The sequence below is a fragment of the Pseudobdellovibrionaceae bacterium genome (assembly GCA_023954155.1).
Classification (GTDB): Bacteria; Bdellovibrionota; Bdellovibrionia; order Bdellovibrionales; family UBA1609; genus JAMLIO01.
In genome coordinates, this window is record JAMLIO010000001.1 from 578,287 (window position 1) to 589,898 (window position 11,612).

The 11,612-nt window shown below is 43.0% G+C and carries 9 protein-coding genes; 6 read left to right on the forward strand and 3 right to left on the reverse strand.

All coding sequences use genetic code 11. The features are described from left to right. Window position 1 precedes the first annotated feature (1 nt). A complete protein-coding gene (locus M9899_02765; GenBank protein ID MCO5113077.1) occupies window positions 2–913 on the reverse strand; it encodes a type II secretion system F family protein in 912 nt (303 codons plus the stop codon). A gap of 21 nt (window positions 914–934) precedes the next feature. On the opposite strand from M9899_02765, the gene M9899_02770 reads away from it, so the two are divergent. The 3 genes from M9899_02770 (at window position 935) to M9899_02780 (ending at window position 3,069) form a co-directional block, all read left to right on the forward strand. Beyond that, a complete protein-coding gene (locus tag M9899_02770; protein ID MCO5113078.1) occupies window positions 935–1,510 on the forward strand; it encodes a Maf family protein in 576 nt (191 codons plus the stop codon). A 64-nt stretch (window positions 1,511–1,574) separates the two neighbouring features. Next, window positions 1,575–2,441 carry a pyrroline-5-carboxylate reductase gene (locus tag M9899_02775; protein ID MCO5113079.1) on the forward strand — a complete coding sequence of 289 codons (867 nt, stop codon included), beginning with the start codon at window positions 1,575–1,577 and terminating at the stop codon, window positions 2,439–2,441. Window positions 2,442–2,478: 37 nt separating this feature from the next. Next, entirely contained in the window at window positions 2,479–3,069 is a 591-nt protein-coding gene (locus M9899_02780; GenBank protein ID MCO5113080.1) for a DivIVA domain-containing protein, read from the forward strand. Window positions 3,070–3,383: 314 nt separating this feature from the next. On the opposite strand, the gene M9899_02785 is transcribed toward M9899_02780, so the two are convergent. Next, on the reverse strand, window positions 3,384–4,601 hold the full coding sequence (locus M9899_02785) for an MFS transporter (protein ID MCO5113081.1): 1,218 nt from the start codon (window positions 4,599–4,601) through the stop codon (window positions 3,384–3,386). Between the two features lie 99 nt (window positions 4,602–4,700). Here M9899_02785 and M9899_02790 point away from each other — a divergent pair, with 99 nt between their 5' ends. From M9899_02790 to rnr, 3 genes are all read left to right on the forward strand, one after another. Further along, window positions 4,701–5,759 carry a hypothetical protein gene (locus M9899_02790; protein ID MCO5113082.1) on the forward strand — a complete coding sequence of 353 codons (1,059 nt, stop codon included), beginning with the start codon at window positions 4,701–4,703 and terminating at the stop codon, window positions 5,757–5,759. A gap of 88 nt (window positions 5,760–5,847) precedes the next feature. Next, entirely contained in the window at window positions 5,848–8,556 is a 2,709-nt protein-coding gene (locus M9899_02795; GenBank protein MCO5113083.1) for a valine--tRNA ligase, read from the forward strand. Beyond that, the gene (gene rnr / locus M9899_02800; GenBank protein ID MCO5113084.1) at window positions 8,553–10,757 is read left to right on the forward strand and encodes a ribonuclease R; all 2,205 of its coding nucleotides are present in this window, start codon (window positions 8,553–8,555) and stop codon (window positions 10,755–10,757) included. The genes M9899_02795 and rnr overlap by 4 nt, the downstream gene beginning before the upstream one ends. Window positions 10,758–10,767: 10 nt before the next feature. Here rnr and M9899_02805 read toward each other — a convergent pair. Then, window positions 10,768–11,612, reverse strand: an 845-nt coding sequence (locus M9899_02805) for a M20/M25/M40 family metallo-hydrolase (GenBank protein MCO5113085.1), incomplete at its 5' end; no start/stop codon positions are given.

Consider the following 11,612-nt stretch of genomic DNA (forward strand, 5'->3'; position numbering starts at 1 on the left):
CTTAGCCGCCTCCTTGCATGCTTAAGGCAACGGGGGCCAGAACCATGATGAACACGGCAGGAACAATAAAGAGCATGATGGGAATCAGTAAGGCCTGTGAGGCTTGTGCTCCCGCTTTTTCTGCGCGTACGAATCTTTCTAAGCGCATCTGATCGGCTTGATCCTTTAACACTTTATCAATAGCTGTCCCTGTCTTTTCGGCGTTGACGATCACGGCCACCAAACTGGTAATTTCAGACATATCAAGTCGGTCTGCCATGGCGCGAAGGGCTTCGGTTCTTGTACTACCGAGTTGAGTGTCTCTAAGCACAATTGCAAACTCTTCCGCGAGAACGCTGCCCTGAGCTTTTTCTGTGATCTTACGAATGGACCCCATAAAATCTAGGCCCGCTTTGGTAGATAAAGCCAAGAGGTCAACAAAGAAAGGCAAATCCAAGATGACAGACTGATAACGTTTTTTCTTTTCAGAGCTGGCATACATGTGAGGAAACATTGAACCCAGAAGTCCTAAGACCACACAGATCGGAGTCGAAAGTCCAAGGTCTAAAGTGAAGTTCAAAAGAAAAACCAAAATAGGGAACATGATGCCCCAAAGGATTTGCATGCCAATGAATTCATCTACGTTCAGCTCTGCACTTAAGCCTCCTGTAATGATCTTCTTGTGTACTCTGGCTCGGTAACCTTTGCTTTTTACTCTGGGTGCATATTGAATTGTAAAGTTATGAACAAGTGGACGAGAAAAGTTAATGATGGGCGATTTAGATTTTGCAGGTTCATTACCTGCGGCCCATGCTAAACTTTGTGTTTCTCCGTTGGTTTTAAAAACTACTTTGATAAATAAATATACGCTTAAGCCTGCTAAGAGTAGACCGCCAATCAAAAATATGAGACTGAAATCTTCTATAAAACCCATAATTTGTAAGGCTCCTTAAAAATGCATATAGTTTTAATTTCTGCTTCTCCAAGAAGAAAAAAGATTCTCGAAAATGCAGGTCTCAAATTTGACATTGAGACAGTAGAAATATCGGAAATTATTGATAAAAACCTGAATGTTGCTGAAGCCGTGTCTCAAATTGCTACAGATAAAATGCGTGCTTTTGTGGCAAGTGCAGCATTTCTAAAATATCAAGATTTTCTAGCAGTTACAGCAGACACCACAGTGGCTATAGATGGAAGGTGTTTGGAAAAGCCCCAGACCGAAGAGCAGGCGGCTGAATTTTTGCGACTTTTGTCAGGGCGGACTCATAGGGTGTATACGGGGGTTTGCCTGTACAACACCAAGACTGAGGTCTGGACTCACCATTGTGAAGAGTCGCAGGTGGAGTTTCGTGTTTTAACGGAAAAAGAAATTTGGGACTATATTCAAACAGGTAGTCCCATGGATAAGGCAGGAGCCTATGGCATTCAGGACGAGAGCCATAATTTTATCAAGGAAGTCAGAGGCTCTGTGAACAATGTAATTGGTTTTCCCATTGAATGGTTTTGGGCGGAGTACAACCAAATGCTGTGATGTGCTTCGCTAAAAGCAAGCATTTACTATACTCTTTTAATGAGAGCCTATTCATGGAGTTACAGTGAAAAATGAATTGATGGAAAACTTACCGCAACCCTCTCCGTTTTTAAAAGCCAAAAAAATAGGTTTTATCGGTGCGGGGACTATGACCAATGCGGTGATCAGCAGCTTAGTAGAAACACAAACTATTCACCCCAGTAAAATACTTTTAACCAGTCGTACTTCTGAAAAAGTGGATAAGTTGGTGGACAAGTGGGGAATCACGGCCTGCGCCTCTTCGGATGAAGTGATTGAGACGGCAGACATCGTATTTTTAGCAGTGAAGCCTCAGGACTTAAAAACACTTTTGGAAAATATTGGTAAAGGCATTGAAGAGCACCAAATGGTGATCAGTTTGGCAGCAGGTTTTGATCATCGCAGTTTAAGAGCCCTTATCCCAAGGCCTAAAGCCATTGTCAGAGTGATGCCTTCCACCGCCACTAAAATCCAACAGGGTGTCGTGGGGTATTTATTTGAAAATGAAGAGGCACAAGATCTTCATGATGCCCTTGTGCGCGAGATTTTGTCTCCCATTGGTTTGCCTGTTCTGGCTCAAAGCGAAGAGTTATTCAATGCGTTAATGGTCGCTTGCAGCAGTGGCATTGGTTTTATTTTAGAGTTCATGCAAATTTGGCAGGAGTGGCTGGAAGAAAAGGGTTATAACTTTGAAGATTCTAGTCGTATGGTCACAGAAACCTTTATGGCAGCCGCTTTGCTTGCAAAAAGGTCAGAGGAAGACTTTGCCATGCTACAGAAGCAGGTCACATCTAAAAAAGGTGTCACCGCCGAGGGGTTAGAGTCCTTTAGATCGATGGATTTGGACCGAACTTTGCGTATTGGTTTTGAAAATGCATTATTAAGAAATCTTCAACTTGCTCGTCAGTCTTGATTGGCATAAGATTTTTTCTGTAAGGGTGGGAAACTATATGAAATTCAACAACATTGAAGTGACCGAGAAAACTTTTAGAAAAAAAATGCGTGGATTAGATACTGAGCAAGTGTTTGATTTTTTACGCAGAATCTCTATAGAGCTGGAAACAGCTAACCAAGAACGCTCTGAAGCGCGTCGTCGAGTGAAGGAAGTAGAAGTTCAGCTCCAAGAATACAAAGACAGAGACGAGCTTTTAAAGAACACGATTGCGAATGCCACTAAAATGGCGGACCGTATCCGTGTGGACTCTGAGCGCGAAGCCAAGTTGATCATTGAAGACTCTAAACAAAAAGCCGACATGATCATTCGTGAAGCTAAAGACTCTTTAAAACAAATCTATCAAGACGTTTCAGACCTAAAAAGAGTCAGAATCCAATTTGAAAATAATTTGCGCGCTCTCATGCAATCTCATATTGCTATGTTAGAACAAGGCAAAAAAATGATGCCCGACCCAGAGATCGAGCCCAGCTCTATGCGTCCCCAAGTCAACAACCAAAGTCTTGCGGGCAGCAGTGCCATGAACAAAACAGCAGACGATCTTATCCAAGAGAAGCTTCACCAAGCTCAACCTAAATTTAATCTCTAGAACGCGTGGGTCCTGGTTTTGGGGACTCCTAATTTCTTTATATATACTCAAAATGCTCAGACAGTGACGTTTGGCACAGTTTTGCGTTCGCAAAACAGCGCCAAGCCGAACTCGCATTTCGACCATATATAAAGAAATTAGGAGTCCCCAAAACCAGGACCCACTTTATCCAGTGGAAATTTGGATTGGGCTTGGTGAAGCTTTGTGGAGAGTGGCTTAACGTTCTGTGAGTTGAGGGGTTGAGTTTTGTGGGGATTGAGAGTGGCGTGTTTGGTGTTTGGTGTTTGGTGTTTGGTGTTTGGTGTTTGGTGAGTTTATGGGTTGGGTGTTGTGGATTTTTGGTTGTGTTGGATGAATGTAAATAAAATCCAGGCTAGTGCTGCCAGGCTTGCTGAAATGAGGAAGGGGCCTATGTGTGAGAACTTGTAAATGGCACCTGCGCCTAAAGGGCCCAAGATGCGGCCTAGGGCGCTTAGGGATTGGGTGACGCCCATGATTTGGCCTTGATGTTCGCCTGACTCTGAAAGACTGATGCTGCCAGTGAGAGCGGGGGACAATAGGCCTTGGCCTAAACTTAAAAGGCTTACAAAAAATCCCAAGACTAAAATGTGGAATGAGAAGGCGATCCCTGCGGAGCCGACGATAAAAAGTCCTAAACCAAAAATAATCAGACACCGCTCTCCGTATTTCGGTAACAGTTTGCGAATCAAGTAGCCTTGAGTGAAGACAAGGATAAGACCGATATACGCGAACCCAAAAGACGCTTGAATCAAATCTAAATCAAAGCGGTCTTTGACAAACAAAAACAAACTGATCTCGATCAGAGCCATAGCCAGTGTGTTCATACCATAGATGGCGAGCAGTTTATTGATGGTGGGATTTTCAAAATACAAAAAAATATTCGTAAGTCGTTGCTCCAGGCTCAAACTTTTAGGGCGACGAGCCTCTGGGTTTAACGTCTCTGGAAGTCGGAAGTATCCTAGAATAAAGTTAAGCATACAGATCAGGCTTGCGCCCAGAGCCGCAGTTTGCACTCCAAAGGGGGCCGTGGAAGAGATGTACCCTCCAAGATAACCTAAGCCTCCACCGAAAAATGGTCCAAGCGTGAAGCCCAAACCAAAGGCAGCGCCGATCAAACCCATTTTTTGCGAACGCCCTTTGGCATCACTTAAGTCGGCCATCGCGGCCATGGCTACAGAGATGTTAGCGCCAAAAACTCCCGCAAACATTCGGGCAAAAAACAGCATCCAGAAGGTGCTGCTGAAGGCAAAAAACAAATGACTAAGGCTGGCTCCGCAAAGACTTAAAAGCAAAATAGGTCGTCGCCCGTACTTGTCACTGAGTTGGCCCCAAAAAGGGTTAATGATAAATTGCATAAGAGAGTAGATCGCCATCAAAAGCCCTGCCTTAAAGGGACTGTGACTGAGTTCGCGTCCCAAATAAGGGATTAAGGGAATGATCATTCCAAAACCGATCAGATCAATAAATACGGTGGTAAAAAGGACGATCGTGGCACTACGAGAATTAGACATAAAGCCTAAGAGACACCAATTTTTAAGCTTTGACAAGCAAACCCTATTCAATCTTTGGAAATTCAAATAACCTTAAATGTCTGGGGGAGAATAACGCGTATGAAAGGGAGAGTTGGAATTAAGACACAAGGTCTTTTTACACTGATGTTACTCCTTATGCTGTCACCTCTGGTGGTGCAGGCTGAGTTAGGTCGTAAAGAAGTCCCTTTGTTCAAACCTCAGCGTTTGTCTTTAGGGATGGAGCTGCAAAGTTTTAAATCTAGGGCTAATTATTCGGGCACTCGTCAAAGCCAAGATCTGATTGCGGGAAATGAATTTCTAACTTTTGATATGCTCTTGAGTGCTACTTATGACTTTTCTGATTACTGGGCCTTCACGGCGGGGGCAGAGTTGGTTTATGGCGAAAGCTATGATCATAACTACAGACGAAGCACGCGTCGATTTCGTGGGCTGTCTTTGGGGGTTTACCGTTTGCTGCAAGTGGTTCCTAGTATATTTATCATTGCAGATGCCCACTATTTTTTAAACCTGACTACAAACTCCATCAGCGATGATGATGTGTCCATTGATGATGGCACTCAGTGGGCCCAGATGGGTGTGTGGCTTGTGCATGAACTGTCTCCCCATTTTGTCTACAAACTTTATGCAGGTTACCGTTCAAGAAGCAAAGGGTATGCGGATTATTTGGTGTATCGAGTGGGACCTGAAGTGCGCCTAAAAAACTATGGGGCGGGTTTAAACTTTATGGGGCTCATGTCAGTGACTGATGATTCGTCTTCGGCGGCCCTACAGTCTGAGAGACAGCAGATTAACACGCTGTATAATGCGGGCAGTCTTCGGTATAATGCCAAGAACCCTCATATTGAAGAGGTGGCTTTGTGGATCAGCTATGAGTTTGACACTCTCAGTTCGGTGAAGTTGGGAGCCCATCAAGTGCTAGGTTTAGAAAATACCGCTGATGGCTTCGGCTTTTTGTTTGAGGTGCAGGCTTCATTTCGAGTGGATGAGGGAGGGTTTTCCTTTCCGTATTTCACAAAAACAACCAAGCGTGCTAAGTATAAGGGCAATCGTGCACTGTTAAAAAATCTTGGGCCAGACCCTAGAGATAAAGGTGCGCCGTCATCGTCAACTCCTGTGGTTCCAGCCAATGAGTTTTAGCTCTAGCCCGAGGTGCGACGACGGACGAGTGTAGTCTGTGTAATGAAGTTGTAGTTGTCATTGAGGCGCGTAACTTCAAAGGAGAAATATGGCGGGTTCATCGGAAACTCAAGAAATGTTAGATAAGCAGTATCAACCTGCAGAAGTCGAATCAAAAATTTATCAAATGTGGTTGGACAAAGCATGCTTTAAAGCTGAGGACACATCCACAAAGCCTCCATTTTCAATCATCCTGCCTCCACCGAATGTGACAGGGTTTTTACACTTAGGCCATGCTTTGGATCACACTCTGCAAGACGTTCTGATTCGTTGGAAAAGAATGTCAGGCTTTAATGCCACATGGGTTCCAGGTACTGATCATGCAGGAATTTCCACTCAGTCTGTTGTTGAAAAAAAATTAGCTGAAGAAAACCTAAGTCGTTTAGAGCTGGGACGAGATAAATTTGTCGAACAAGTATGGCAATGGAAAGAGCAGTACGGTTCGCGCATTGTTAGCCAAATGCAACGCCTAGGGAACTCTTGTGATTGGGATCGTTTGACCTTCACCTTAGATGAAGGCGTGTCTAAAGCTGTGCGCAAAGTTTTTGTGGAGCTTTACAATAAAGGTTTAATTTATCGTGGTAAAAAACTGGTCAACTGGAGTCCTAAACTTCAAACCGCAATTTCAGATATTGAAGTGGATTATAAAGAAGTGAAAGGAAAGCTCTATCATATTGCTTATCCTTTAGAGGATGGTAGCCAAGAGTTGATCATTGCCACCACTCGACCTGAAACCATGTTAGGGGATGCGGCCGTATGTGTGCATCCTGCTGATGAACGTTATCAGGGTCTAATTGGAAAAAATATTGTGCTGCCGTTGGTAGGACGCAAGATTCCGATCATTGCTGATGATTATGTCGATAAAGATTTTGGTTCTGGAGCCTTAAAGATCACCCCTGCCCATGATTTTAATGACTATGAGATTGGTAAAAAACATTCCTTACCCATGATCAACATTTTAAATGTAGACGGTACTCTTGTTGAAGGCTACGGAGAGTTTTCTGGATTAAAAGTTCAGGAAGCCAGAAAAAAAGTGGTAGAGGCTTTAGAGGCGCAAAATTTAATCAGAGACATTGTGAATCACACTCACTCGGTAGGGCATTGTGAAAAAACAGGTGCCGTTGCAGAGCCATTTCTTTCAGAGCAATGGTTTGTAAAGATGACTACCCTTGCGGGTCCTGCGATTCGTGCCGCAGAAACGGGAACTACAAGTTTTATCCCTGAAAGCTGGGTGAAGACCTATTTGCATTGGTTGCGCAACATTCAAGACTGGTGCATTTCCCGTCAGTTGTGGTGGGGCCATCGTATTCCAGTATGGCACTGTAAAGACTGTGCGGCTGTGACAGTAAGTGAAGAGGACGTGCAGGCGTGTTCTAAGTGTGCTTCTAAAAACGTCGAACAAGACCAAGATGTTTTGGACACATGGTTCAGTTCAGCGCTTTGGCCCTTTAGCACTTTGGGGTGGCCAGAACAGAGCGAAGCCCTAAAAACCTTTTATCCCACAAACGTTTTAATCACAGGTCATGACATCATCTTCTTTTGGGTAGCTAGAATGATGATGATGGGTCTAGAGTTTTGTAAAGATGTTCCATTTAGACATGTGTTCATTCATGGGCTGATTCGTGATGCCAAGGGTGTGAAGATGTCTAAGTCTTTAGGCAACTCGGTGGACCCTGTAGAAATGATTGATCAGTATGGTGCTGATGCTTTGAGGTTTACACTGATGACTCAAGCAGGTGCAGGAAAAGATTTAAAGTTTTCTATTCAAAGACTAGAAGGCAACCGTAATTTTATGAATAAGATTTGGAACGCCACTCGTTTTGCTTTATCGGCAGCAGAAGTCAAAGAGTGGACAGCTAAAGATTACGCGACTGAAACACCTAAGAGTCTTTTGTCGGTGTTTGATCAATGGATCATTTTTAAAATGATCAAATTAGAAGAACAAGTGCATAAGGCTCTTGAACAGTATAGATTTTCTGATGCGGCCAATGCTTTATATAGTTTTGTCTGGAATGATTTTTGTGATTGGTATCTGGAGTTCAGCAAGCCTGTACTTTACGGTAAACAGCAAGATGAAAAAGCGGCATCGTCATTGGTACTCTTTCAAGTTTTGGCCCGTACATTAAAGATGCTGCATCCTTTTGTCCCCTTTATCACCGAAGAGATTTATGGCAAGTTGCCGCTAAAAGATGCAGAGATTTTGTGTACTTCTAAGTTTCCCCATTACAAAGAAGATAAAGACTGGGGAGCCCAAGGAAAACAAGATGCCTGGGAAGAGGTGGAGATCATCAAAGAAGTGATCACGGCTTTAAGAAACATTCGTGGAGAGAACTCCATCCCGTTTGGGGTAGAGATGTTTGCTCACATTGTGCCCAAGGATGATCGTACACAAAAGGTGTTGTCTTCCCATCGCGCGGTGATTTTAAAGATGTGTAAGCTTTCGGATATCAGTTTTGAACCTCGACCTTCTTTGGCCAAATGCGCTTTAACCCCATTGTCGGTGTTCAGTTCTGAGATTGATATTGTTATTCCTCTAGAAGGTCTGGTAGACTTAGAGGAGGAGATCAAGCGCTTAGAAAAAAATATGGAAAAGACCCAAAAGGACATTCAGATTTTAAGTAAAAAATTAAATAATGAAAACTTCATTAAGAATGCCCCGCCAGAGCTTGTCGAGCAGGATACCGCTTTACTCAAAGAAGCAGAGTCTAAGTTTAAAGCTTTACAAGACAGTTTAAACCGTTTGAAGTTGGAAGCATGAGTAGTCACGATGTTCATTTAGGTCATATCAAAAGACATCCTGACGGTTATGCTTTTTTTATCCCTAAAAATGCAGAAGCACTTGATGTCTTTATTTCCCCAGAAGATTTAAAAGGGGCGATGTCCAACGATCTTGTCGAGATCAAAATTTTAGGATCGGCCACTTCAAAACGTTTGCGTGGGCGAGTAGAAAAGATTGTAGAACGCCATTTTGATCGAGTAGTCGGTCGCTTAGACCCTCAAGGCAGTCATTATATTTTAAAAGATAAATCCTACGCATGGGGAGAAGACCTCTTTATCCCCGTGGCTGATATCAATGGCGCTAAAAAAGGAGAATTGGTTCTCGCCGAGATCACCTCCTACCCTGATGAAAGAAAAGGTTTTGTAGGCAAAGTCATCTCTGTCATTGGGAAACCCTCGGACCCTGCTGTAGATGTGAAGAGAGTGATTGCCGAATCGGGTGCGCCGATGGAGTTTAGCGAAAAAGCTCTGAAAGAAGTGGAAAAGTACGGAACAACAGTTTCTGCTGACGAGATCGCAAGACGTAAAGATATTCGCAAACTTCCTTTAGTGACTATTGATGGGGTCACCGCTAAAGACTTTGATGATGCTGTGTTTGTAGAAAAAAAAGGAAAAGGGTACCGACTGGTCGTTGCGATTGCGGATGTCAGTTATTATGTGCGCCCTGGTATGGCTGTGAATGCAGAGGCTTATGAACGTGGAACCAGTATCTATATGCCCAACTATGTGGTGCCGATGCTGCCTGAAGGTCTTTCTAATGAATTGTGCTCTTTAAAGCCTGATGTGGATCGTTTATGTGTAGTCGCAGACATGATGATTTCAAGCTCTGGAGAGTTTGAGAGCTATGAATTTTATGAAGCAGTGATGAAGAGTCATGGTCGACTCACTTATGGACAGGTGCAACAGGTTCTGGATGGCACGTATGTAGAAAGCGTGGAACGCCACAGAGATCTTTTGTTTACAGCCCAAGAGTTAGCCTTAATATTGATGAACAAACGTTTTGCCGATGGCTCCCTAGATTTAGACATTCCCGAAGTTCTTGTAGAGGTGGACGAGCAGGGCAATGCGGTAGACATTCAGCTTTCTGAGCGGATTTTTGCCCATCGTTTGATTGAAGAGTTTATGCTTAAGGCTAATATTTCTATTGCTAAATTTATTGACTCTAAAAAACGACCGCAAATCTATCGTGTGCATGAAGACCCTGATATGTTGTCTTTGGATTTATTTATGCGCTTTTACGATCAGATCATTGGCGACAGCGGATCTGGCTATATGGACCCGCGAGAAATTTGTAATGCACTGTCTACTTTAGAAGGTAAAGAGAAAAATATTTTACAAAGTCTTTTTTTAAGATCCATGAAACAAGCTCGCTATAGTGTGGACCAGTTAGGACACTTTGGGTTGGGTTTTTCTCATTATGCGCATTTCACATCCCCTATTCGTCGTTACCCAGATTTGATGACCCATAGAATCTTAAAGAGCATCATCGTGGGTGCTCCTTATGAGGGTTATCCCGAAGACGAAGTGGATGAGATGGCTTTGTTCTTAAGTCAATGTGAACAAAGAGCAGTGAAGGCAGAACGTAAAGTCAAATCCATTAAAAAGGCTCGTTTTGCTGAGTCCTTACTCTCTGAAGAGTTCATGGGTTCTGTTACCTCTGTGGTGCGCTTTGGACTATTTGTGACCTTGGATCAATATCCTCTTGAGGGTTTGGTTCGCATTGCAGATTTGGGTAGCGAGATGTTTATCTTTGATGAAGACAACTTACTTCTAGTAGGTAAACATTCTGGAAAGCAATTCAAACTTGGTGATCGAGTGAAAGTTCGTATCGCACAAGTGGACATCGAAGACGGATTTATTGATCTAGAACTTCTGGAACATCTGGGAAAGAAACAGGATTTAGAGCAGGTTTCTCCATGGTCAGCCAAAAATCGGTTTTTACAAAAACGACAAAAGCGCGAAGAAAGAAAACAGGCCAAACAAAATCCAAGTTCTAAGTCCTCTAAAAATCGAGATAAGAATTATTCCGATAAAAACTATTCGGACAAAAACAAATCTGGCCACGATAAGCCTAAAGGTTCCTCTGGGGGGAAGATTAAAGCTAGCGACTTGTTCTCGTCATCCCATAGAAGCCGTGTTTTAGGCTTTGGTAAAAACTCAAACAAAAACGGCAAAAAATAAAAAACTCTATTTAAAGTTCACGGTCAGCGGTGAGGATAAAAGCCAAGCTTAAGCGTGTGACATTTAAAGCATAATCCCAATTTAAAGTTGAGGGTAAGTCTTTGGCTGTGTGGATCAGACGGTTGCTCTGGCTGCTGCGAGGATTGCCAGAGGTGGGGAAGGTCACTGGGTATTTTTCTTGGTACCAAGAAGAATGGTCACTGCATGGATAGCCACAAGAAGTGTTCTTTAAACTCAGGTGTGGCAGATAATTTTTTGCCACTTGATTTAAAAGTTGATTCAACTTTGGAGAAGAGAAATCCTGTTCTAAATAAATATGTTCTGCTTGGTCGGGTACCCCCAACATATCCAGTTGCAGGGCCGCAATGACATCTTTGTTTTGTAAGCGAAACTGTTTAGCAATTTCAGCAGAACCGATCAAACCTTGCTCTTCGCCTGCGTACCAAAAGAAGTTTAAAGTGTTTTGTGGTTGATAATTAGATTTTAAAATTGTGCGAAGAATTTGTAAAATGGCTGTTGATCCCGAAGCATTATCATCAGCTCCTGGGGCCTGAGAAGAACCCCAACCCATATTGATAGAATCAATATGCCCACCTAAAACAATATGTCGCTCAGGATTTTTACCTTGAATTTGAATATGAATGCTTTTTTGTGGAGTGCGTTTATGAGTGATTAAGTCCACAGAGACAGGGATTTGTGTTGTGGGCAAAGTGTCTACAATGTGCTTTTTGATCTGTTCAATCTCGTTGTTGTTACTTTGTCTGGCATTGCGATGGGGAAACTGCGTGATAAAGTGAAGGTCGGTTTTAAAAGCATCTTGATCAAGGTCACTTAACATCTTTTGAATGTCCAAAG

Excerpts from the sequence above, each read along its gene's own strand:
- M9899_02765 (MCO5113077.1), bottom strand. The coding sequence starts at position 913 with ATGGGTTTTATAGAAGATTTCAGTCTCATATTTTTGATTGGCGGTCTA.
- M9899_02770 (MCO5113078.1), top strand. The coding sequence starts at position 935 with ATGCATATAGTTTTAATTTCTGCTTCTCCAAGAAGAAAAAAGATTCTC.
- M9899_02780 (MCO5113080.1), top strand. The coding sequence starts at position 2,479 with ATGAAATTCAACAACATTGAAGTGACCGAGAAAACTTTTAGAAAAAAA.
- M9899_02785 (MCO5113081.1), bottom strand. The coding sequence starts at position 4,601 with ATGTCTAATTCTCGTAGTGCCACGATCGTCCTTTTTACCACCGTATTT.
- M9899_02790 (MCO5113082.1), top strand. The coding sequence starts at position 4,701 with ATGAAAGGGAGAGTTGGAATTAAGACACAAGGTCTTTTTACACTGATG.
- M9899_02795 (MCO5113083.1), top strand. The coding sequence starts at position 5,848 with ATGGCGGGTTCATCGGAAACTCAAGAAATGTTAGATAAGCAGTATCAA.
- rnr (MCO5113084.1), top strand. The coding sequence starts at position 8,553 with ATGAGTAGTCACGATGTTCATTTAGGTCATATCAAAAGACATCCTGAC.